The 22,389-nt window shown below is 36.8% G+C and carries 21 protein-coding genes; 13 read left to right on the top strand and 8 right to left on the bottom strand.

The window, feature by feature from the left end; all coding sequences use genetic code 11:
- Positions 1-202: 202 nt before the first annotated feature.
- Positions 203-568 (bottom strand): hypothetical protein, encoded by a 366-nt coding sequence (locus ACJVDK_RS09560; protein WP_443936452.1) that lies wholly within the window; start codon positions 566-568, stop codon positions 203-205.
- Between the two features lie 441 nt (positions 569-1,009).
- On the opposite strand from ACJVDK_RS09560, the gene ACJVDK_RS09555 reads away from it, so the two are divergent.
- The 6 genes from ACJVDK_RS09555 (at position 1,010) to ACJVDK_RS09530 (ending at position 7,350) form a co-directional block, all read left to right on the top strand.
- Positions 1,010-1,453 (top strand): hypothetical protein, encoded by a 444-nt coding sequence (locus ACJVDK_RS09555; protein WP_443936451.1) that lies wholly within the window; start codon positions 1,010-1,012, stop codon positions 1,451-1,453.
- A 163-nt stretch (positions 1,454-1,616) separates the two neighbouring features.
- Positions 1,617-2,201 carry a hypothetical protein gene (locus ACJVDK_RS09550; protein WP_443936450.1) on the top strand — a complete coding sequence of 195 codons (585 nt, stop codon included), beginning with the start codon at positions 1,617-1,619 and terminating at the stop codon, positions 2,199-2,201.
- Positions 2,202-2,373: 172 nt separating this feature from the next.
- Positions 2,374-2,922, top strand: a complete 549-nt coding sequence (locus ACJVDK_RS09545) for a hypothetical protein (protein WP_443936449.1) — start codon at positions 2,374-2,376, stop codon at positions 2,920-2,922.
- A 191-nt stretch (positions 2,923-3,113) separates the two neighbouring features.
- The gene (locus ACJVDK_RS09540; protein ID WP_443936448.1) at positions 3,114-5,843 is read left to right on the top strand and encodes a DEAD/DEAH box helicase family protein; all 2,730 of its coding nucleotides are present in this window, start codon (positions 3,114-3,116) and stop codon (positions 5,841-5,843) included.
- Positions 5,844-6,055: 212 nt separating this feature from the next.
- The gene (locus tag ACJVDK_RS09535) at positions 6,056-6,649 is read left to right on the top strand and encodes a DUF4240 domain-containing protein (RefSeq protein WP_443936447.1); all 594 of its coding nucleotides are present in this window, start codon (positions 6,056-6,058) and stop codon (positions 6,647-6,649) included.
- Between the two features lie 176 nt (positions 6,650-6,825).
- Positions 6,826-7,350, top strand: coding sequence for a hypothetical protein (locus tag ACJVDK_RS09530; protein ID WP_443936446.1), 525 nt, complete (start codon positions 6,826-6,828; stop codon positions 7,348-7,350).
- A 570-nt stretch (positions 7,351-7,920) separates the two neighbouring features.
- On the opposite strand, the gene ACJVDK_RS09525 is transcribed toward ACJVDK_RS09530, so the two are convergent.
- Positions 7,921-8,382, bottom strand: a complete 462-nt coding sequence (locus ACJVDK_RS09525; protein ID WP_443936445.1) for an Lrp/AsnC family transcriptional regulator — start codon at positions 8,380-8,382, stop codon at positions 7,921-7,923.
- A 296-nt stretch (positions 8,383-8,678) separates the two neighbouring features.
- Here ACJVDK_RS09525 and ACJVDK_RS09520 point away from each other — a divergent pair, with 296 nt between their 5' ends.
- Both ACJVDK_RS09520 and ACJVDK_RS09515 read left to right on the top strand, forming a co-directional pair.
- Positions 8,679-9,761 (top strand): alkene reductase, encoded by a 1,083-nt coding sequence (locus ACJVDK_RS09520; RefSeq protein WP_443936444.1) that lies wholly within the window; start codon positions 8,679-8,681, stop codon positions 9,759-9,761.
- A gap of 89 nt (positions 9,762-9,850) precedes the next feature.
- On the top strand, positions 9,851-10,843 hold the full coding sequence (locus ACJVDK_RS09515) for a bile acid:sodium symporter family protein (protein WP_443936443.1): 993 nt from the start codon (positions 9,851-9,853) through the stop codon (positions 10,841-10,843).
- 214 nt (positions 10,844-11,057) lie between these two features.
- Here ACJVDK_RS09515 and ACJVDK_RS09510 read toward each other — a convergent pair whose 3' ends face one another.
- Positions 11,058-12,089 carry a methionine synthase gene (locus tag ACJVDK_RS09510; RefSeq protein ID WP_443936442.1) on the bottom strand — a complete coding sequence of 344 codons (1,032 nt, stop codon included), beginning with the start codon at positions 12,087-12,089 and terminating at the stop codon, positions 11,058-11,060.
- Positions 12,090-12,101: 12 nt separating this feature from the next.
- Complete coding sequence (locus ACJVDK_RS09505; RefSeq protein WP_443936441.1) at positions 12,102-13,115, bottom strand: DUF1852 domain-containing protein; 1,014 nt, start codon at positions 13,113-13,115, stop codon at positions 12,102-12,104.
- A gap of 431 nt (positions 13,116-13,546) precedes the next feature.
- Between ACJVDK_RS09505 and ACJVDK_RS09500 the strand changes: the two genes are divergently transcribed.
- Both ACJVDK_RS09500 and ACJVDK_RS09495 read left to right on the top strand, forming a co-directional pair.
- Positions 13,547-13,945, top strand: a complete 399-nt coding sequence (locus ACJVDK_RS09500) for a hypothetical protein (RefSeq protein WP_443936440.1) — start codon at positions 13,547-13,549, stop codon at positions 13,943-13,945.
- Positions 13,946-14,015: 70 nt separating this feature from the next.
- Positions 14,016-14,417, top strand: a complete 402-nt coding sequence (locus tag ACJVDK_RS09495) for a DUF4345 domain-containing protein (protein WP_443936439.1) — start codon at positions 14,016-14,018, stop codon at positions 14,415-14,417.
- An 85-nt stretch (positions 14,418-14,502) separates the two neighbouring features.
- On the opposite strand, the gene ACJVDK_RS09490 is transcribed toward ACJVDK_RS09495, so the two are convergent.
- Positions 14,503-15,399: a LysR family transcriptional regulator gene (locus tag ACJVDK_RS09490; RefSeq protein WP_443936438.1), complete on the bottom strand. Its 897-nt coding sequence runs from the start codon at positions 15,397-15,399 to the stop codon at positions 14,503-14,505.
- Between the two features lie 268 nt (positions 15,400-15,667).
- Between ACJVDK_RS09490 and ACJVDK_RS09485 the strand changes: the two genes are divergently transcribed.
- Together ACJVDK_RS09485 and ACJVDK_RS09480 are read left to right on the top strand one after the other, a co-directional pair.
- Entirely contained in the window at positions 15,668-16,285 is a 618-nt protein-coding gene (locus tag ACJVDK_RS09485) for an NAD(P)H-dependent oxidoreductase (RefSeq protein ID WP_443936437.1), read from the top strand.
- Positions 16,286-16,499: 214 nt separating this feature from the next.
- Entirely contained in the window at positions 16,500-18,035 is a 1,536-nt protein-coding gene (locus ACJVDK_RS09480) for an IS1182 family transposase (RefSeq protein WP_443936436.1), read from the top strand.
- 155 nt (positions 18,036-18,190) lie between these two features.
- Here ACJVDK_RS09480 and ACJVDK_RS09475 read toward each other — a convergent pair whose 3' ends face one another.
- The 3 genes from ACJVDK_RS09475 to ACJVDK_RS09465 all read right to left on the bottom strand — a co-directional run bounded on the left by ACJVDK_RS09475 (position 18,191) and on the right by ACJVDK_RS09465 (position 20,706).
- Positions 18,191-18,523: a YegP family protein gene (locus tag ACJVDK_RS09475; protein ID WP_443936435.1), complete on the bottom strand. Its 333-nt coding sequence runs from the start codon at positions 18,521-18,523 to the stop codon at positions 18,191-18,193.
- A 202-nt stretch (positions 18,524-18,725) separates the two neighbouring features.
- Entirely contained in the window at positions 18,726-19,346 is a 621-nt protein-coding gene (locus ACJVDK_RS09470; protein WP_443936434.1) for a Crp/Fnr family transcriptional regulator, read from the bottom strand.
- 154 nt (positions 19,347-19,500) lie between these two features.
- A complete protein-coding gene (locus tag ACJVDK_RS09465; RefSeq protein WP_443936433.1) occupies positions 19,501-20,706 on the bottom strand; it encodes a helix-turn-helix domain-containing protein in 1,206 nt (401 codons plus the stop codon).
- Positions 20,707-21,140: 434 nt separating this feature from the next.
- Between ACJVDK_RS09465 and ACJVDK_RS09460 the strand changes: the two genes are divergently transcribed.
- Positions 21,141-22,322: a DUF1624 domain-containing protein gene (locus ACJVDK_RS09460; protein ID WP_443936432.1), complete on the top strand. Its 1,182-nt coding sequence runs from the start codon at positions 21,141-21,143 to the stop codon at positions 22,320-22,322.
- Positions 22,323-22,389: the final 67 nt, after the last annotated feature.

Raw genomic sequence — 22,389 nt, 5'->3', positions numbered from 1 at the left:
GGCGTACTTCGGTTAATACCTGCAATTTTGAACGTCTGTTTGCATAGCAGGTGTCTCAAAAATTTTCCTGTCACACTGCGCCACAACGTGTTCCGATTATTCGGAAAAATATCTCTTATAAACAAATTCTTCTAGGTTTATAAACAATATTCGTTTTAATGATTCTTCACATCGGACTTTCGGATATCCGATTTTTCGGACTCTATATACCTTTTTGACCAAACGATTTCATTTTAAATACCTCGGAAGTACCTTTTTGACCAAACGATTTCATTTCAAATACCTCAGAAGTACCTTTTTGACCAAATGATTTCATTTTAAATACTTCAGAAGTACCTTTTTGACCAAACGATTTCATTTTAAATACCTCAGAAGTACCTTTTTGACCAAACGATTTCATTTTAAATACCTCGGAAGTACCTTTTTGACCAAACGATTTCATTTCAAATACCTCAGAAGTACCTTTTTGACCAAATGATTTCATTTTAAATACTTCAGAAGTACCTTTTTGACCAAACGATTTCATTTTAAATACCTCAGAAGTACCTTTTTGACCAAATGATTTCATTTTAAATACTTCAGAAGTACCTTTTTCTACTCAGCAGCACAATCCAAAATGCTGTGCCAACACTTATGTTGAAACATAGATCGAACCTCGCAGCTTTTGCAGCTACTAATTCTCTTACATTTTCTCTGTTCGCAGGAGGCGATCGGACTTAATTGTGCCTATTCACAGTTTTCCATATTAGGTTTAGAAATTAAATTTATACCTTAGGAAAACTAAATGTTTACGCTCGAACTTCTCTTAATTTTGAAACAGACTATCCGAGTGTAAGCGTTTATAAAAGTTTATTAAGTATTAAACTATACTCATTTTACGCAATTAAAAAGCTGCCGTAATGGATTTATTGGAGGTTTTTTGGTTTTGGAGTTGCGTATATTTGAGAGTTATAGGGCATTTTGCCGACCGACATTAAAACCAAAATTCATCAAAGCTTACAATTTTCATATGAAGCCATTTAAAACCTCTTTCTATATATTTTTATTATTTTTTCTTGCAATCGGTAACGACGAATGTTTCGGACAAAGGAACTGGGATGACGAAACCTTTGCTTTAAACTCAAAGCAAGTAAATAGACATTGGAAACACATAAGTTTAAATGGCAGAAAAATTAAATACTGTTTCCTAAATAAGCAATATATAGACACAAACGAAGACGGAACCCATAATTTTGACGGAACGGTTTTACTAAACGTGGAAAAAAATGACACAGACAGTTTAACCGCGAAAGAAATGTGTTCATTAATTAGCGATAAAATTAAACTTAAAAAATTTATGGTTTTAGGGACTTACAGAGCCTACAGGATTTTCATTTCAAGTACTGGACCAAAAAATGAAGAAGAGAAAACACACCTAAATGACAACTACTTTGGTTATTATAAAAAACCATAAAAAACGCCCTATAACAACAGGTTTAAGTTAAGCCTCGGGCGAAGTGCGAACACAAAAATTTGTAGATATTTATTTAAATTAGTGCTGTGGACAGTTGGTTCAAGTAAATTAGGCTCAACTTAAACCTGCAAAACGTTATAGCCAATATTAAAAATCGACCTTGATGAAAAAAATTACGACATTTTTAATAATTCTCTCAACCGTACTAATCGCTTGTGCACAAACGAAGAGCTATCCCGGAAAATTAGAAATTCGGGGATATAAAATTGGCGATATGGTTGACACAACTTTTTATAAAAAACAAGGCGACCTCTATTTTCCTAACCATTTAGACGGGTGGACAATGAACAACGTTGACAAACTGCCTGAAAAATATAAAGGACTTCCAGTTGCAATTTGGCAGTTAAAAAGCGACTCAAGCATTGTTCTTACTTTATTGAATAACATCATTATGAATATTACAGTTTCATATTTGAAAGAAGCCGAAAAAGAAAAACTATCAAAAATGCTTACTGAAAGATTTGGAACTAATGGAAAAGAAAAGTCATACGAACAAACGCATCCTTTTCAATCTTGGATTACTTATTGGGACTTAAAAACTTGGGAAACGAACGATGTTATTTTCCAACTTGGCACAAGCGATATGAGAAAGGCGAACGACCCAATTCCTAAAAACGTTCTTTGGAATTTAGTGTATTCTGACTTTATTTTAGAGAACAAAATAATAAATGAGTATAAAGAAAAATAATACTGGCTATAACAGGCGTTTGGCAAAAAAGCGGGTTCAGTGCTTAAATGAAGCTTTGTGTTTCTTATCAAATTTAGTGCTGGCTGACAGTTTAGTGCTTCGAAATCCGCTTCTTCGCCAAGCCGCAAAACGTTGTGCGTCACTTTAATGAACACCCTACAAACATTGAACTATGGTTGACAGAGAACGAAGAAAAAAACTTGCATTCCACTTACGACATTTAGCAGTCGGACTTATCAGCAATGACGAGTTTGAAGATTACATTACAGATGATGTGACTTTCGGTTGGCTTCCCGAGCAATATTATCGTTCAAAAGAAGCAAAGTTTGACGACCCAATTATTAGACCAATGCTTGAACTAAGTTGGTGTTTGTATAGTGACTTGAAAGAACATAAATTAACAGGTAATGACAGACTTACAGACGAAGCACTAAAAGACATAGCCAGATACATTTTATTTCTACATTCTGACTTTGAATACGAATGGCCATATCTTGACCCGACAAATCCACTTATTCGATTTTCATTTAAGGACTTGCTGTTAAGCGTGCTGACTTTGGGGCAACATTACAGACACAAAATGACGGAACGACAACAACAGTTTGACGAATTTAAAAACACAGGCGATTATGACTTATGGCCTTTTATAGGCAAAGACCAATATGAACATCAATTAAAAAATCAGCCATTTTTCGTAGGACAAAAAACTGAATTAATTTAGCGTTCGTTTTTTTGTCGGCGGACAAAAAAGCGAACGCACAACAAGGTATTGCCAAAAGCGGGGCTGAACGGCTTCGATTGGGCATTTGTGCAAGGTTCAGCATTCGTTCTTCGATTGAAATTTAGTGCTAAAAATCCCGCCTTCGGCAATACCCTAACCGTTGGGCGTAAGTTTAAAAAGACACCGATACATTGATAGAATATCCTAAAGACATAAAATTCAAATACGGTTGGAGAAAATACCAACAACGGGTGCTTGACGATTTACAAGACCATTTAACTGACCGACATTTACACGTAATTGCTCCCCCAGGTTCGGGTAAGACAGTTTTAGGACTTGAAGTTGCTATTCGACTTAACAAACCGACTTTAATTCTTGCCCCTACAATAGCAATTCGCAACCAATGGATACAGCGATTTTGTGAACTGTTTCTTCAGACCAATTTAACGCCTGATTGGATTTCGAGAGACATTCGAAACCCGAAATTTATGACCGTTGTAACTTACCAAGGGCTTCACGCAGCTTGTAACAATTGGAGAGTTGAAGAAGAAGAAATTGACAAAGAAGAAGAAGAAACCGAAGAAATAAACGAAAAAGGTAAATCAACAAATCCAAATCTTGACAACATTGTAAGCGGACTAAAAAACCAAAACATCAAGACAATTGTGGTGGACGAAGCACACCATTTAAAAAATGAATGGTGGCAAACGCTGACAAAAGTTAAAGAAAAATTAGATCCAATTATTATTGGCTTGACAGCTACTCCACCCTATGACGTTACAGCTACAGAATGGGAACGATACATTGACCTAAACGGACCTGTTGATACAGAAATTTCCGTTCCTGAATTGGTAATTGAAGGCGATTTATGCCCACATCAAGACTATGTTTATTTCACACTCCCAACTGAGAAAGAGAACCAAAGCATTGTTGATTTCAGACAGAACATTGAAAAGCTTTTTCAAGAAATAAAAAGTGATGAAACCATCATTCAGGCAATCGAACAACATCCCATTTGGCTAAACCCAACAGAACAATTGGATTGGATTTATAACAATCTTTCTTTTTATTCGGCTTGTTTAATATTTCTAAAAGCTAACGATAAAGTAATTCCCGAAACTCATCTTGAAGTTATTGGAGATAAGAAGTTTGAAATCCCCAAACTCAATTACGGATGGGTTGAAACACTTTTAGATTTTTATCTCTACAAAGAAAAGGAAAAATTTAAAGCATTTGAAGAACATCAAAAAACACTTGAAAATAGACTACGAAGATACGGAGCAATTGAAAGACGACAAATTAACTTTTCGCACAATAAACGAGTAACAGGGTTTTTAACTTCAAGTATCAGCAAACTAAACGGCATCAAAGAGATTGTTGATTTTGAATACAAACAATTAGGCAAAGACTTAAGACTGGTAATTCTTTCCGACTTTATACGAAAAGAATTTTACATCAATGCACCTGAAAATAATCTCAAACTGAACAAAATTGGTGTCATTCCAATTTTTGAAAAATTACGACGAGAAAACAAGGACAATAAAAGAATTGCAGTTCTTACAGGTTCAATGATTATTCTTCCTACAAATGCTTATGCAGCATTTGTAGTAAAAGCAGCGAAATATGGTATTTCTCAAATCAATTCAATTCCTGTTCCTTTTGACAATAATTACGTTTTAATCAGCCAAACTGAGCAACTTAAACACGACATAGTTCACATTGTAACACAAATTTTTCAGCGTGGAGAAATAGAAATTTTAATAGGAACCAAATCCTTACTTGGAGAAGGTTGGGACGCACCTGCAATCAATTCCTTAATCTTAGCAAGTTTTGTAGGTTCGTTTGTGCTTTCCAATCAAATGCGTGGTAGAGCTATTAGAACACAAAACGGAAATGGCGACAAGACAGGAAATATTTGGCATTTGGTCTGTATTGACCCAACTTCACCCACAGGCGGAGACGATTTTGATTTACTAAAAAGACGTTTCAGAAGTTTTGTAGGAGTTTCATTCAAAGAAGAACCTGGAATTGAAAATGGAATTGGGCGTTTAAATCTATCAGAAAACATCCATCATAAAGAAGAAGCGGAAAAAAAGAATGTTGAAATGTTCTCCTTCGCAGGCGACAGAGAAAGTCTAAAACGAAGATGGAAAATAGCACTTGAAACAGGGGTTACACTTGTTGAAGAAATCAAAATCCCATTTCCCGAAGAAAAGGAATACAAAGCGATTAAGTCTATGTATTTAAATAAAACAATTCGCAACCTTTTAGCGACTTTAGGTTCGGGTTTAGTTGGTTTTGGTTTAGAAAGTTTACAAGGTCTTGGAAGAGCAGCAAGAAATATAAAAACCACTCAAGACTTATATGTTTTCCTTGCAATTTTTGGAGCAATAGGAATGGCTATTTTTGGAAGACTAACATTTAAAACTTTAAGACTATATTTCAAATACCGCGACATTTCAAAAGACATTCAACAAATTGGAGACGCACTCTTAAACTCTTTAATTAAAGCAGGGGCAATAAAATCCGACTACTCTAAATTAAAGGTGGAAACTTACGTTGACAATTGGGGTGCAGTTTTCTGTCATTTAGAAGGTGGAACGACTTTCGACAAATCATCTTTTATAAACGCACTTCAAGAAGTAATTGCTCCGATTGACAATCCGAGATATGTGATTATTAGAAAGAATAAGTTTATGCTATTCGTAAAGCAAAAAGACTATCATTCTGTTCCTGAAATACTCGGACGAAACAAAAACTTAGCGGAATATTTCAAAAACCAATGGGAAAGACTTGTCGGTTCTTGCGAATTAATTTTTACAAGAACATTTGAGGGCAGAAAATTACTTTTGAAGTCAAGAGTAAAATCATTAGCAGCACAATTTAATGACAAAGTGGAACACGTAAATAAATGGAGATGACAAGAAAACCTACGCCCAACATGGTATATATTCAATTGCTCCATACGGTATTTTGAAAAAAGTTTAGGATAACTCCAAAAGTAAAGACTTATTTACAAAGTACAGGCATAATTCACGCAACTAAATATATACCTAATCGTTAGCGGTCATTGTAGGACGACACGCAAAACAGACAGACAAACCGATTAGCAAACAAAATCAAAATTTACAAAATGGGACTATTTGACAAACTGTTCGGAGGAACAAAAAAACCAGAGCTACCTAAAATCACAAACTACACGACTTCAGACAAGTTAATGGACGAAGAAGTGTTTTGGAAAATCATTAAGACGACTAACGACAAATCCAAAGGAGATTATGAACAACAACAAGAAGTGTTAGCAAACGAACTTTACAAATTAACACCTGACGACATTATTTTATTTGGTAACAGATTTAGATTTTTCAGAGGACAAGCAAACACTTGGGAACTTTGGGGAGCGATTTATATTATTCACGGAGGTTGTGGTGACGACAGTTTTAACGATTTCCGAGAATGGGTAATAGGACAAGGAAAAGACTTTTATTACAAGACAATTCAAAATCCTGAAAGCCTTGTTGAAATTGATACGGACAAAATTGAAGACGTTGAATGGGAAGGTTTAGGTTATGTTCCTTCGACAGTTTTTGAAGAACTAACAGGACAAGAAATGCCATATCCATTTCAAGAAAACCACGACACAACAGGAAATGAATGGGCAGAAGAAGGCGATGACTTAAAAAATATGTTCCCAAAACTTTATGCAAAATATCCAGACAACATTTGATACGAAAGAATAACGAACCGCTAACAGCACATTTGCAATAGGCGGGGTTTCGTACTCCGCAGACAGTTTAGTGGTAGCCGAAAGTTTTGTGCACCGCACCAACATTAGTGGTAAAAAGCCCGCTCATCGCAAACCTGCCAACCGTTAGGTCGCATTAGTAAACGACATTGCAAATAATGAAGAATTGGTATAAGACCTTCCGAACTAAGTATTACTACGACAATTTTCCTAAACGCACGAAAATTCTAACGTTTACTTTAATGCCAATCATTTGTATTTTGTTTATTGGTATCTCGCTTTATCTTAATTGGCTATCAAATCGCACAGCTGAAAACTACGAATTCATTAGTGGAAAAATTGTTCAAGTTGTTGAACAAAAAAGAAAAACGAGTAATCAAACAACAGATAATCTCTTCAACATTAAAATTGACCAGACCAATCTTTTTCTGAACAAAAATCATTTGAGTGACACAAGCAATATCTCGTTAATCAAAACGGGTAAAATAGCTAAGATTTACTTCGAGAAAAAAGATAATTCAATAACACAAATGTATGTTGGCAATCAAAAAATTATCGGCATAAACGACTACAATAGTCATATAAAATCATCGAGAAACGTAACAATAGTAATTGCAGTTTTATTTACCTTATGGTTGATATCTAGAATTTACAGATATAGAAAATATAAAAGTTTAAACTAACGCAACCTAACAGCAGGTTTAAGTTAAGCCTCGGGGGAAGTGCTAAAATGAAAATTTGAAGCTATTTATTTACTTTAGTGCTGTGGGCAATTTGAGAACAAAATTATACTTTTGAATGGTCTGAAAAACAGGGGAGCTTACAAGAAAACTTGCCAAACTTGTACAAAGTCAACCAAGTTTTGGACATAACGAAATAAACAAACCGAACGAATAAAGGGCGAACCGATAACAGCGGTTTGGCGAAAGTGGCGGTTCAGTGCTCCGAATCAATATTTGTGCTAAAAATCCCCGCCTTCGGCAATACCCAAACCGTTGTATGCCACTTTAGAACGACAGAACAATAAGACATTAAAACTAATATCAAAATCGGACGAGAGATTTTTGAGAACATACCTAACGACATTAGACCAGGTTGGGCAGGATTTATTTTATCTCGCTTTGACCACTATGTAAAAGACATTCCGACCTCAATACTTGAACTTTATCCAATTATTGACAACAAAGATCGTTGGAAAGAAGCACACCCCAACTTTGCGACCTCCGACTTTTCGGACTTTATAGCCTCTACTATTAAATGCTGATGTTATGGGTATTCTTAATCTCGGCCATCACAAAGGTGCTGTGGGTACTGCCTATACTATCCACGGATCCGAGCTTATTGAAAACAAAATCCTGGTAATGTTTCATGTCCTTGGCATATACCTTGAGGATAAAATCATAATCTCCTGATATGTTATAGCATTCTACTACCTCATCGATTTTCATGATGTCGGATACAAAATGGTGGCCGATTTGCTTATCATGCTGTTTGAGTTTAATGTTGCAGAAAACAATAAAACCATGGTCGAACTTTTCAGGATCCAGTACAGCAATATATTTCTTGATGTAACCACTGTTTTCCAAACGCCTCACCCGTTCAAAAACCGGGGACGGAGAGAGGTTTACCAAATTGGCTAGCTCCTTTGTGGTATATTTTGAATTCTGTGCCAGCAACTTCAGCAACAGCTTATCTGTTTCGTCTAAATTTCCCATAGAATATTTTTCTTTTATCAGTTCCAAAACTACAATAATAAAAGAATAATGCGCCGTGTTTTTAGTTTAATTAAGAGAAATTATCTTAATATGATGTTTTTTAAAGTTTAATAATCCGCTATTATAACTTTGTGGCAGATTAACGTTTGTGGAGCGTGTTTCCTGCTATTTAAGATGCTATTTTCAAGTGCTATAAAAGGAGGACGTCCATAACAAATCGAACTACAACAATTGCGTTTGTACAGGAGGTTTGTCTGCAAATTCTGCGTAACAAAAATACTTTAAAAAATAGCGATATGAAGCTTTTAGAAAAATCGCAACTAGGCAATGTCAGCTTGAAAAATAGAATGGCCATGGCAGCGATGACCCGGGGCCGGGCAGTCATCAATGGTTTAGTGGGCGATATCACAATAGAATACTATGCCCAAAGGACGAGTGCGGGTTTGTTGTTTACAGAAGCCATCCGAATTAGTGAAGATGCTACCGGCAGTCCGCTCACCCCGGGCATTTTCACACCTCAACAAATAGAAGCATGGAGAAAGGTTACAACGGCGGTACACGATAAAGGGGGTGTTATTGTTGCCCAGCTCTGGCACACCGGCCGTCTGGGGCATTCGGTAGATAGGAATGGCAAGCTCCCTTTTGCACCATCAGCTTTGGCTATCCGGGGAATGCGACATTTTACCTCCCAAGGCATGAAAGATTACGAAATACCTCAAGAAATGACAATCTCGGAAATCAAGCAGGTAATACAGGATTATGGTCAAGCTGCAAAAAATGCCCTAGCGGCGGGGTTTGACGGGGTTCAGCTACATGCTAGTAATGGCTACCTTCCTAACCAGTTTTTAGCTGAAAGTGCCAACCAAAGGACGGATGCGTACGGGGGCAGCATCCACAACAAGGCTCGTTTTATACTGGAGGTAATGCAGGAACTGATAACTGCGGTGGGAAGTGAAAAGGTGGGCATTAAAATAGCCCCTTTCCATACCTATGGCGATATGTTATTGGATGACCCTGTTGAAACCTATACCCATCTGATCGAAGAACTGAACAAGTTGGATTTTGCCTATGTTGAACTCATGAGAAGCAGCACTTATTCCCCTTCTTCTGGACATGATGTCGTTGAAAATGAGATTGAATTCTTTGGCAGGAAGATTCGTCAGACGGTTATCGCGAATGCAGGCTATGACAAGGCTGCTGCCGAAGCAGAACTTGAAAAGGGCATTGCAACGCTTATTTCTTTTGGCAAGCTATACATCGCAAATCCTGACCTGGCTGAACGGTTTGAAATAAATGCGGAGCTTAGTGAGCCAGATAGGGCAAGCCTGTATGGGGGAGGGAAACAAGGGTATAGTGATTACCCGCTTTGGAACGGATAAAATTCTACCGGGATAGAGGAGTTCAAAATCCTACCGCATTTGCGGGATATTTTTTTAATTTTTACTCAACAAAAAAACAGAAAAACACATTGAAGAAGTTATTAGCATTATTAAATAGAGCAGGTTTCGACGGTTTCCTGCTAATGATTGGCACCATGATTCTGTTGGCCTATTTTGTGCCACAGCCAGGCATGATAAAAGAACCGGTTTCGCTAGAGCAGATTGCCAATGTTGGCGTGTCGTTTATATTCTTGTTTTATGGCGTACGGTTGAGTGTTGAGAAGCTAAAAGCCGGGCTTGTTAATTGGAAAATGCACATTGTGGTACAGTTGACTACCTTTTTGCTTTTTCCGCTTATCGTTTTGGCATTTCGCCCCTTGTTAGTCAACAACGGCTTCGAGTTGCTTTGGTTGGGTATGTTTTTTCTAGCAGCTTTACCATCCACGGTTTCTTCTTCAGTAGTTATGGTTTCCATCGCCAAAGGCAATATTCCTGCGGCCATTTTCAATGCAAGTATTTCCAGTTTGATTGGAGTAGTCGTAACACCGCTTTGGGTTGGACTGTTCATCGCATCTGCAACAGGCGATTTTGATGTCACGGATATCGTAATAAAGCTAACCCTTCAAGTGCTGTTGCCTGTAATTATTGGCATCAGCCTCAATTCCCGTTTTGGAGCCATTGCCGAAAAATATAAGAAACAGCTCAAATATTTTGATCAGGCAATTATCCTGACCATCATTTACACATCCTTTTGCAAGTCGTTCTCCGAACATCTTTTTGAGGGCTTCAGCACGCTGGAACTTGCCGGACTCGCCATAGGCATGATGGCCCTGTTTTTTGCCGTATTTTTTTGTGTGGGCTTGCTTAGTGGCTTTTTTGGCTTTTCAGAAGAAGATCGTATTACGGTATTGTTTTGTGGATCGAAAAAGTCATTGGTGCATGGCACGGTGATGTCAAAGGTGCTTTTTCAGCATAGTACCATTATGGGCATCGTATTGTTGCCGCTCATGCTGTACCATGCCTTGCAATTGATCGCTGCCAGCATCATCGCTCAGCGCATGGCTAAACGAAAGGACATATAATTTTTTATCGAAGAATTGGCCCTTTAATCTTTTCGGTAAATATTCCTCAATCCGTTGAAGGAGTTCTCGAAACTCGCTAGAAGTTTATTTGACTAAATGTGTTAGCAGGAGCAACCTGAAGCGGAGTCTCTAGATTTATTTGTTAGTCCGTAGCGTATATCAATTAAACGCTGCGGACTAACGAGGCAATCATTTCCCGATTAATTCATTGGAATTAAACTGCAAATTCTTTGCGTATAATTTCTGCCCCAGCACTTAAAGCACTTAACTTGCCTCTTGCTACACTTCGAGACAAAGGAGCCATACCACAGTTTGTACTTGGGTAAAGATTTTCGATAGCAACAAACTCAAGCGTTTTACGTAGTGTATTGGCTACTTCTTCAGGGCTTTCGATGGTGTTTGTGGCCACATCAATAGCGCCCACCATTACTTTTTTGCCACGAACAAGCTCAATTAAATCTAAAGGTACATTTGAGTTGTGGCATTCCAACGACACGATATCAATCTTAGAATTTTTAATTTTAGGGAAAATCTCTTCGTATTGGCGCCACTGTGAACCCAAGGTCTTTTTCCAATCGTTATTCGCTTTTATTCCATAGCCGTAACAGATATGAACCGCCGTTTCACAGTTTAAACCTTCAATGGCTCTTTCCAGTGCTGCCATTCCCCAATCGTTCACTTCATCAAAGAATACATTAAATGCAGGTTCATCAAACTGGATGATATCTACCCCGGCATCTTGCAGTTCCTTTGCTTCTTGGTTGAGTGCTATCGCAAATTCCCATGCTAATTTTTCCCTACTTTTATAGTGGTCATCATACAAGGTATCAACCATGGTTAACGGTCCTGGTAATGCCCACTTGATAGGCTTATTGGTTTGTTTACGTAAAAATTTGGCATCATCCACAAAAACTGCTTTTTGTCGGGCAACCTCGCCCACAACCGTAGGGACACTCGCATCATAACGATCTCGGATTTTTACGGTTTTACGATTTTCAAAATCTACGCCACTTAGATGCTCGATAAAAGTGGTTACAAAATGTTGGCGTGTTTGCTCGCCATCACTGATAATATCTACACCTGCCAATTCCTGTTCCTGCAAAGCAATGCGCAAAGCATCGTGTTTTCCCTCAGGTAACTGATCGCCATCTAATATCCAGGGCGACCATAGTTTTTCGGGTGGTGCAAGCCAAGAAGGTTTGGGTAAACTTCCCACAATTGAGGTTGGTACTAATAGTTTCTTCATTATAAAATAATTTTAACGTGTGTATCCTGAAAGGGCAAAATTGGCAGACCATTGTTCCAAGAAATTCTTGTGGGGCTTAATAAAATGCTCTTCTGCAAATTTACCCTGCTCAATGGCCAACTGGCTGCGCTCTTCCCGGTTGTATACGATTTTTGTCAAGGAATGATCCTGATTTTTCAAACTGGGTTTAAAGCACAGTCCGGCGGGAGAATTGGCATTGTAGATTTCAGGTCTATAGATTTTCTGGAACGTTTCCATCGTACTGATGGTACTGATCAACTCCAGGTTTGTATAATCTGCCAGTAGATCGCCAAAGTGAAAAAATGTTAAAGGTGCAGCGCAACCAACCGGCATAAAATAACGTACCTGTAGGCCCATTTTTTTGAAATATTGTTCTGTTAAAGAAGGACTGTTAGGCTCATATTCAAAACCTAATACCGGGTGATTGTTTCCGGTACGGTTGTACGTTTTATTATCTGATACGCTCAAACAGATAACTGGTGCCTTAGTAAAGTGGTTTTTGTAACTTTCAGAATGCACAAAATGCTTGAATATGTTGCCGTGCAGGTCACCAAAATGATCAGGAATGCTAAAATGATCTTTACCTTTGTTATGTTCTAAAAGCAATACGCTAAAATCATAATCACGTACGTAAGAAGAGAAGTTGTTCCCAACAATGCCCTCTATGCGTTTGCCCGTTTGATGATCGATAATATGTGTTTTTAAAACCTCGATCGATGGAAAGGTTGCACCGCTACTTTCGATCGCAATAGCAACGGAAACAATTTCCAGCTCTACCGAATACCGATCGTTATTGGGATTGTCCCAGTTAGCCAAGGTATTAAAGCGATTGTTGATCATGTTAATGGTATTGCGCAAATTTTCCTGACGACTTGTTCCTCTTGCCAAGTTGGCAAAGTTGGTGGTTGTACGTGTACTGTTGGACGGTACGTAGTTCTCGTCGAAAAAAATACGCTGTAGTGTGAAGGTAATATCAGTCTTAACCGTATTTTGAGTGTCTTCCATATAGCTATTTTCGTTTGTTTTTAGACCTTATCAAATGACTGCTTTCTTAAGTTGTTTCAGTTATTTTGTCTAGCAAAAATCAATATAAAAGATGAATTAAGTTTATTATAATGTAAATACAGATAATTATTCTGTTAATAAGTTTATTAAAGAAAAATATTCCTTTTAGTGGTGTAAAGATTGAAAGAAATGGATAATTATTCTTTAGAAGTTTGCGTGTGACCGATTTGGGAACCAAATTTAATACAAAGAGTTCCATTAAAAATAATAGCATCCTAACTAAATATTACCCCCGAACATTTAAGCAGAATTAGAAAAAACTAACACTTTTATAGCCTTGATAAACACCAAGAAAATAGTTTTATTTCTTAATCCAGATCAAGTAGATTATAGCGTTTTATATTGAACTTTGTCGTTTAATTTTTACAAAAATGAGCAGACAGACTTTTTTGACAATAGCTTCTATCATTGCATTTTCCGTCGGAATTTTTGCACTAGTATTCCCGAACATCTTATTGGAAAGTAAGGGAGTTGCACCTTTGGTTGCCACATTGGCTTGGACAAGGGAAGTTGGAATATTACTAATTGCCATTGGAATCATGGCTTTTTTACTCCGAAGTCACGAGGTTTCAGCAACTTTAAAAGTATTTCTTTTTGGAAACATTATTATCCAAATTGGATTATTCGTAATTGAATTGTTGGCATATTTCAATCATGTAATTACAAAACTATCAGGCATCATTCCAAATTTAACACTTCATGTTTTGTTAGCTTTAGGCTTTGCTTACTATTGGAAAACAATGAATTTAAAAACAAATAAACTAAAATGACAGACACTTCATATTTCTTACACATTACCTACATGCAGACAAATAGTAACCGAAAACTAAATTGAAAAAAATGAAAGATCTAACAAACTCGATGCTTAAGAATCTGCATCTTCTACTTTCTGTGATAATTGTAATTCCAATTGGAATAATTTATGGCTCGCCAGCAGTTTTAGCAAAACTTTTAGATATTCAAGTTAGCACAATTGACATGGCAAACATGTTGAAAGCGAATATGATGTTGTATCTAGGAATATCAGGAGTATGGATTTTAGGGATCTGGAAATCTGAATATTGGAAAAGAGCCACCGACTTGAATATATTGTTTATGTTGACACTTGCAACTGGACGAATAGTAAGTGTATTAATAGATGGACCGCCAACTCTAGCATATATTCTTGGACTACTAGCAGAATTGGCAATGGGACTTTTTTCTATCTATCAGTTAAAAAAGTATAAAACCAAATCGGAATGAACAAAGAGAAATAAAAGCTAACCGGGACAGGCTAATTTGTTAATCAAATCCTTTATGTGTTATAAACAGTAGCTTGAAATCTAATTTATACCATTACCGTCTTAAAAAGCGTTTTGATATGGTCTATTTCTTTTTGATGCGATGTTTTTTTTCGAGTACCAAAATAGAGCGTGTTTTTAAGCTTCTTTTCACCTTCCCAAATCAATTTTACTTGGCCCTTTTTAATTTCTTCATGACAGAGAAAATCAGGAATTACGGCCAGGCCTGTTCCTCCAGAAAGACAGCGAACAATCGAATTTAAGTTGGGTACAATGTAATTCGGTCTGAAGTCTGGTTTTCTGCCAAAATTCAAAATCCAGAATTGAAAAAGATGCTCCATATCTCCTGCAGTTCCATACCATTTTTGTTGTTTGAGCCATTGCTCAATGGTTTGAGGATTTTTACTTTTTAGCACCAGTTTAAAGGATGCTAAATCGGTATCCTTTCCGCCCACCATCACGATGTTTTCTGAAGAAAAAGCCTCATGTTCGATGTTTTGTGAAACGCCTTTCTTTGGTGTAATGATGAGGTCCAGAATGCCCTTGTCAAGTTGTTCCAGCATTTCCGGATATTCTCCAAAGCTAATTATCAAGTTGAAAGGAAGCTTGGATACGTACTTTTCAAGTGTAATCTGAAAGGTTTCAAAGCACATACCCACACTAATAGTTGGGGTATGTTTTTCGGTAGACTGCTGAAAGTTTTTTTCAATTTCCTCCAATTTGCTCAGGGGTTCCAAAAGCGCATTAAAAAGGACTTTTCCATGTTCCGTAGGGATCATTTTTCTTCCAGTGCGATCAAAAAGTTTATGACCAACATAAGCTTCCAAAGAACTTAAATGTAAGCTAACCCCAGGCTGAGAGATAAAAAGTGTACTGGCTGCTCCCGTCAACGTACCTGTTTTGTAAATCGCTTTAAAAGTACGGTACCATTCTAAATTGACCATAATATCATATTTATGATGTAAATATAATAACTTAATATTCTTATAATAGCGGACTTAAATACTATTCTCGGCAATATTCTAATCTATTTTAGTCATCTGTTAAGCGATATTGCCCCTTTTTTGCATGTAATGTGCCTACAGAGCTAAATTTAAACAATGCTAAAGGGAGGATTATTTGTATTATTTTAATAATAGTTTGATATGATTTATATTATTTTAATTATCTATGATCCCTCCATACATTTGTCCTGAAAATAAATTTTAAGTGATGAAAAACGTATTAGTAATTAATGCAGGACAACAATTTGCGCACTCTGGTGGCAAATACAATAACACAATAACGGAGCATACGCTTTCTTTTCTGAAGCGTTTCGATAATGTAACAGTTAAATTAACAAGGATAGCAGATGGATATGTGTCAGACGAAGAGGTAAGCAAATTTGTGTGGGCTGATTTAATCATCTATCATACCCCAATGTGGTGGTTTCAGTTACCGAATGGATTTAAAAGATATATTGACGAGGTTTTTACTGCTGGTCATAGAAAAGGAATATATAAAAGTGATGGCAGAACCGCAGAAAACCCCGAAATAAATTACGGGACGGGAGGCATGTTAGCGGGTAAAAAATATATGGTTACAAGCAGTTGGAATGCGCCAAAAACTGCATTTACACTTCCGGGTGAATTCTTTAATCAGACGAGTGTTGACAATGGACCTCTTTTTGGATTTCATCGGATGAATGCATTTGCCGCCTTAGAACCAATGGAGAGTTTTCATTTTCATGATGTAGAGAAAAATGCAAACATTCAGAAAGATATGGAAGAATATAGCCAACATCTCCACCGCGTGCTGGAGCCCGCATTAACGGGTAAAATTATATCGTAAGAAAATCACGTAGATAACGTGGTAGTGGATAGGCCTACTCGATGTCTGAGCGTATTCTTGTATGTTTCATGGAAGAACCACGTTAAATTGTTGAAAGAGGCTGTCTCAAAAAGGCAGTCTCTTTTTGTTTTAAAAAAAGTTGATAAATTCTTGTTTAATAATTTTGTTTAATCATTTGAATTTCAGATATTTAAGTATAAATATTTAGAAATTTATGTCGTCAAAAACCCCTGTTTTCAAGCCTTATTACCAAGATCAGATGATGGCTTTTCCACCTACATTTGACGAATTAATAACTGCAGGGCACCCAGTTAGGATAGTTAACGATGTGATAAACAAAATCAATATCCAAAGCCTGCTAAATGCCTATCAAATCAAAGGCAGCTCGAGTTATCACCCTCAAATGCTCTTAAAGATTCTAGTTTATGGGTATGTAAGTAACGTTTATAGCAGCAGGAAACTAGAAACTGCTTGTCGGGAGAATATTAACTTTATGTGGCTTAGTGGAATGAGTTATCCAGATCACAATACCATTAATCGTTTTCGCGGGGTTCGTTTAAAAGAACACTTGCGCAAAATATTCGAAGAAGTTGTTTTGTTATTAGCCGAAGAAGGCTTATTGAGTATAGAAGAAGTTTATACCGATGGCACCAAAATAGAGGCAAATGCCAATAAATATACTTTTGTATGGAAAAAGGCTATTCAAACCAATAAAGAAAAGATGAAGTTGGCTTTAGCCGATATTTGGACTTATGCCCAAAGTATAACTAAAGCTGAAGATGAACTTCCTGATCCACCTGATTTTACCGAAATAAATAAAGAGAAAGTACAAGCAACGGTAGATAAGCTTAATGAAGTATTAGCTGATAATCCCGATGCAAATAAAAAGATTAAAAACAAGCTGAAATACATCAGTAAAGAATATCCAAAAAAGATAGCTGAATATGAGGTAAAAGAGGCTATTTTAGGTAATCGCAATAGCTACAGCAAAACCGATGAGGATGCCACATTTATGCGTATGAAAGAGGATCATATGCGTAATGGCCAGTTAAAAGCGGGTTATAATGTACAGATATCAACCTCAAACCAGTTTATTGTAAACTACACCATTCACCCAAACCCAACCGATACCACCACTTTAAAAGCCCACATCGAACAACACGAGACCAGCTTTGGCAAAAGTTTAAAAAGCATTACCGCAGATGCAGGATATGGTAGTGAAGAAAATTACGAACTATTGGAGCAGAAAGGAATTGAAGCTTATGTTAAATACAATATGTTCGACAAAGAGCAAAATGAACGATATACCAGTAAGAAAAGCTTTCAAGCCGACAAGTTATTTTACAACCAGGAACAAGATTGTTATATCTGCCCAATGGGCCAACAGATGCATTACATTGGCGATGCAAAACGAAAAACCAGTACCGGTTTCGAACAAACAAGTAAAAGATATCAAGCAAGAAATTGCAGCAATTGCCCATTAAATGGTGTTTGTCATAAATCGCAAGGAAACCGAATAATAGAAATTAACACTAATCTACTCAGCCATAAACAAACAGCTTATCAATTGCTAAACAGCGAGAAAGGAATTGAGAAGCGAAAGCAACGATGTTATGATGTTGAGCCAGTTTTCGGAAATATTAAACAGAACCAAGGGTTCCGCCGCTTTATGCTCCGTGGAAAAGAAAAAGTGGCAATAGAATGGGGATTATTGGCAATCGCACAAAATATAAGGAAAAAAGCAGCTTAAAAAGACTGTTTTTTCATGCTTTTTGAAAAATTGAACAGCTAAAACTGATTTTAGACCATACCATGTCCAAATGATACCAAATTGGAAATAAAATAAAAAAGAGGCCGTCTCGGTATTTTGGGACAGCCTCTTCTCAATGAAATAAGATTTTTGTATCAGTGGCTTTGGTCATCAATACTCGCTTCTGGCGCATTACTGGTAACAGAGGAAATTCCGTTTTCGCAACTGCTTTCGCTTTCATACATTTGACTTGCTCCAATAATTTGTCCGTTGGTAGCTTTTAAGTTGAAGTAAAATTTGCCGTTAGAGGCGGTTTTACGTTCAAATTTACTGTCGTCTGCGGAGTTTTTACGGACAGATTCAATACCGTTCTCACATGCTGCTTTTGTTGAATAACCTTCGCTGGTTAAAATGGTTTGCCCATTGCCCGCGTTTAAGTTAAATTGAAATTCTCCATTACTCCGTTTTGTTATTACAAATTTTCCCATAATTGTTTTTATAAAGGTTGATGAAAGAATGTTTAGAACATAAATATAGGTAAAATCCTTTATGTTAATATTTTAAGTGTGTTAAGTTTTTTGCATCGGAGCTTAAAAAAACACAAAGATTTTCAAGCGCTAAGCATTTGAAAATACCGCGCCAACATATGCAATTGAAGGCTTGTAAATGGTGTAGGTAAAGCAAACGGGATTATGCCAGTTTACGTATTTGTTCATGAGCCGTTTTGTTTCGTATTCTACTTAATGTTTCTAAACGCATCCCTAAATAGCTGGCTAAAAAACGCTGAGGAATTCGGTTTAAATTAAAATCAGTACTTTCAAGTCTGTGGTAACGGCCAAGTGCAGTTGGGATTCTGGCTAAGATAGAACGTTCAGAGGCTTTATGATACAGTTGAGCCAATACTTTTCTGGCAAGTATATTGGCTTCCGGAAAGTTTAAATAAAGCAGGTCGACTGTACTAAAGGGGATTCGTACAAGGTCACAATCTTCAATCGCTTGAAGATATTCCATCGAATAGTTTGAGTTTTGCTCAGGGTGACGGATGGCTTCAATTAGTTCTTCTTCAAAAGCAAACCAAGTGGTAATATCTTTATTATCATCCTTTATAAAACCCCTTACACAACCTTTAAGCACAAAATAGGTGGCATTGTTAGAATCGATGGGAGAGAGAAAAAACTTATTCTTTTTAACATGCACTATTTGACAAGTTTTCGCATGAAAATCCATAAATTCAGTAGAAAGTGGATGAAATTGATTGAGGTATTTAAAAAAGGGCTTCAAGTACGAACGATTCTCTGGATGAATAATCATGATGTGGACGTTAAAAATTAATAAATATTAACCAGCACAATCGGGACAGCTGTTGCGATAAAGGTATAGCTAAATGGTATTTAAAAGCTAAAGGAAGGACATGAAGTATCTCTAACGATTCAATCGTTGTATGCAAAGAGTGCTTTTAAGGTGTTTAAAGCGGCTTTTCTGGCGAAAAATAAACGGTTGGCATTACGCCCTTCTCTTTTTTAAAAGCATTGTAAAAGGTTGCTTGGCTTTTAAAACCTGATTCTTGTGCTATTGCTTCGATGGTTTTTTTGTCAAGATGTAGCGGATATTCTTTTAAAAAATGTTCTACACGATACGCATTGAGCCAGTCTCTGAAGTTTTTCCCAATATGATTATTGATGACATACGAGCAATGATGGATGGGGATGTTTAACTTGCTGGCTACATCAATAATTTGTAAGTCGGGATTAAGATAAATTTTATCATTTTCCATCGTCTGAATCATCAGTTGTGCATGGGAAGAAAGAAGTTCTGTTGACAGATTTATTTTTTTAACCGGAACTTTCACTTGTTTCGTCTCCTTTGTTAAAATGGAATCCTCTATAGGTACTATTTTTTGTTCAGGACTTTTCTTATCCCAATTAATGGAGATAAGTAAGTTTCCGTAAAAAATATGTGGATTATGAATGGAGTATAAGAAAATAAGTAATAAGGCGATGCAATTCAAGATAATAAAAAACGTGTTGTGCAAAGGGAGATGCAGCCAATTTACTACAATTGGCGCTAAGCTGGTTAATTGAAAAAATGTTGCCGCGCTGATAAAAAATAGCACCCAGTCGCGCACCTGACTATTGGTTTTTGTTTCCTTGAGTATTCCCGACTTTAAGATGGTGAACCACGTAAGCAATAAATAAAAAATAATTAACAAAGGCCTTCCGATATAATGAAGAGAAGTAGGAAACAAACCGCTTTTTGTACGCAAGGTTAAATAGCCATTTTCAGCAAGCTGACTTGCAATTAAATTCCAGTCTAAGGGTGGGGTGCCAGGCCAAGGAAATACATGAACAAGCGCAATTAAAGCAGGAATAAAATGTAACCACTCCCGTTTAAGTAGATGCTTACGCTGATGTATAAAGCCTGTTGTGTATAAATAAAAACAAGCAGGAAGAATAAAATGAAAGGGTGTAAAAAGAGGAAACAAGATGCGTAAGGCTTGGGTATTTTCGGCTGTCATCACAACTGAAGTGGCCAGCTGCGTGGTACGCGTAAAAAATACAATAGCAAGCAGCACGTTTTGTTTTTTATTCCCTTTTTTCGAAAAAAATAAATGAATAGAAAATAAGAGCAGGAAAAAACTTGAGATGCTAACGAGGGTATTTAAGATGATCATAGGTTTAGCGAAGATAATAATTTCTATTCCAAAATTATGGCTGCAAGAGCTCTTTTAATAATTCTTGAAAGTCTTAATTTGTTGATTATTAATTTGTTATTTCGCTTTTTTCTTGTGTAATTCGCATGTTTTAGGTGATAATAGTTGATTTATTAAGGAGTTTAATACAGGCTGTTTTCAATGCTGTTGCCAAAAATGTGATAAAATTGGGAGAGAGCCCCGATAAAATAGAGTTGTGCCTTTTGGACGAACACAATCAATCAGAAAAAAGGAAGAATTTAAAATATAAGCGCAAAATCAGAGAAAAACTGAAGAATTAATTGTAGTGAGGAGGGATGGACTGGATATTTGGGTTAGATTATTTCATATCAGTTGATAAAAATGAAATAATCTGTTTATATTGTTTAACCTTTTTAAAATTAATAAGTTAAGAAATGAACGCTCAGCCTCATCCCCTAAAAAAACGCGTTAATTCTATTGATATTTTGCGTGGAATCGTGATGCTAATTGTGGCTATTGATCATACCCGTGATTTTTTTCATTACGGTCATCCTGAACCAACCGATTTAGCCAGTACAACCCCTTTTTTGTTTTTCACCCGCTGGATAACTCATTTTTGTGCGCCAGCTTTTGTTTTTCTAAGTGGAATTTCGGCTTATTTAGCTGGTACCCGGAGAACAAAAAGAGCGTTTTCTGCTTTTTTAATCAAAAGAGGTGTTTGGTTGCTTTTAATCGAATTTGTTATTATCCGCTTTGCACAAACCGGTGATTTATTTTTTCATGTGATTATTTTTCAGGTGATTTGGGCGATTGGAGCCAGCATGATAGTATTGGGTTTGTTGCTGTGGCTACCTCTCCGAATCATTGGCCTCATTGGTGTCATTATCCTTCTCGGACACAATATTTTTGATTTTGTGGAGGTAGGTTCTCTAGGAAACACCTTGGTTTGGAAACTGATGGTATCTGGAAAGGGATTTGGCGAAGTTTGGAAAATTGATGAAAACCATATCCTGTTAATTGGCTATGCATTGCTTCCATGGACGAGTGTCATGTTACTCGGCTATGCCGCAGGAGCGCTTTATAAAGAGGACGTTACGGCCGAAAAACGCCAGAAAATTTTAATCAACATGGGCGCGATTTTGATACTCTTATTTGTTATTTTATGGTATTTCAACGTGTATGGCGACCCAGCACCTTGGTCTAGTCAAAATACCGCCGTTCTATCTGTAATTTCGTTTTTTAATGTATCCAAATATCCGCCGTCATTGTTGTACCTCAGTATGACCCTCGGCTTATCTTTATTTGTATTGGCAAAAACAGAATCGATCAATAATCCATTCAGTCAACGGATTATCACCTTTGGTAAAGTGCCCTTGTTTTATTACATCTTACACTGGTATTTGTTAATGATTGGGTATATGTTCTTGTTTTTGGTGACCGGTCGTTCCCTGGCCGATTTAGGGAATCAGTCGGGGCCTGGAGCTGCTTCTTTTGGTTTCTCCCTTGCAGGCGTTTATTTGATTTGGTTCGTATTGGTGGTGATATTGTATTTCCCTTGTCGATGGTACAGCAAGTATAAAACCAACCATAGCCAGTGGTGGCTCAGCTATTTTTAATGGCATTGAAAATGGTGTATTGATTCTTTTGAAAGTCGTTACAGAAGTTTCGTTTTAAAATCTGCAA

The organism is Pedobacter paludisoli, from assembly GCF_052344095.1.
Lineage (GTDB): Bacteria > Bacteroidota > Bacteroidia > Sphingobacteriales > Sphingobacteriaceae > Pedobacter.
This window is presented reverse-complemented; position numbering and strand designations above follow the sequence as displayed.

Bases quoted from the DNA above. Each gene is read 5' to 3' on its own strand.
- ACJVDK_RS09560 (WP_443936452.1), bottom strand. From the start codon at position 568: ATGAAATCATTTGGTCAAAAAGGTACTTCTGAGGTATTTAAAATGAAA.
- ACJVDK_RS09555 (WP_443936451.1), top strand. From the start codon at position 1,010: ATGAAGCCATTTAAAACCTCTTTCTATATATTTTTATTATTTTTTCTT.
- ACJVDK_RS09550 (WP_443936450.1), top strand. From the start codon at position 1,617: ATGAAAAAAATTACGACATTTTTAATAATTCTCTCAACCGTACTAATC.
- ACJVDK_RS09545 (WP_443936449.1), top strand. From the start codon at position 2,374: ATGGTTGACAGAGAACGAAGAAAAAAACTTGCATTCCACTTACGACAT.
- ACJVDK_RS09535 (WP_443936447.1), top strand. From the start codon at position 6,056: ATGGGACTATTTGACAAACTGTTCGGAGGAACAAAAAAACCAGAGCTA.
- ACJVDK_RS09530 (WP_443936446.1), top strand. From the start codon at position 6,826: ATGAAGAATTGGTATAAGACCTTCCGAACTAAGTATTACTACGACAAT.
- ACJVDK_RS09525 (WP_443936445.1), bottom strand. From the start codon at position 8,382: ATGGGAAATTTAGACGAAACAGATAAGCTGTTGCTGAAGTTGCTGGCA.
- ACJVDK_RS09520 (WP_443936444.1), top strand. From the start codon at position 8,679: ATGAAGCTTTTAGAAAAATCGCAACTAGGCAATGTCAGCTTGAAAAAT.
- ACJVDK_RS09510 (WP_443936442.1), bottom strand. From the start codon at position 12,089: ATGAAGAAACTATTAGTACCAACCTCAATTGTGGGAAGTTTACCCAAA.
- ACJVDK_RS09505 (WP_443936441.1), bottom strand. From the start codon at position 13,115: ATGGAAGACACTCAAAATACGGTTAAGACTGATATTACCTTCACACTA.
- ACJVDK_RS09500 (WP_443936440.1), top strand. From the start codon at position 13,547: ATGAGCAGACAGACTTTTTTGACAATAGCTTCTATCATTGCATTTTCC.
- ACJVDK_RS09495 (WP_443936439.1), top strand. From the start codon at position 14,016: ATGAAAGATCTAACAAACTCGATGCTTAAGAATCTGCATCTTCTACTT.
- ACJVDK_RS09490 (WP_443936438.1), bottom strand. From the start codon at position 15,399: ATGGTCAATTTAGAATGGTACCGTACTTTTAAAGCGATTTACAAAACA.
- ACJVDK_RS09485 (WP_443936437.1), top strand. From the start codon at position 15,668: ATGAAAAACGTATTAGTAATTAATGCAGGACAACAATTTGCGCACTCT.
- ACJVDK_RS09480 (WP_443936436.1), top strand. From the start codon at position 16,500: ATGTCGTCAAAAACCCCTGTTTTCAAGCCTTATTACCAAGATCAGATG.
- ACJVDK_RS09475 (WP_443936435.1), bottom strand. From the start codon at position 18,523: ATGGGAAAATTTGTAATAACAAAACGGAGTAATGGAGAATTTCAATTT.
- ACJVDK_RS09470 (WP_443936434.1), bottom strand. From the start codon at position 19,346: ATGATTATTCATCCAGAGAATCGTTCGTACTTGAAGCCCTTTTTTAAA.
- ACJVDK_RS09465 (WP_443936433.1), bottom strand. From the start codon at position 20,706: ATGATCATCTTAAATACCCTCGTTAGCATCTCAAGTTTTTTCCTGCTC.
- ACJVDK_RS09460 (WP_443936432.1), top strand. From the start codon at position 21,141: ATGAACGCTCAGCCTCATCCCCTAAAAAAACGCGTTAATTCTATTGAT.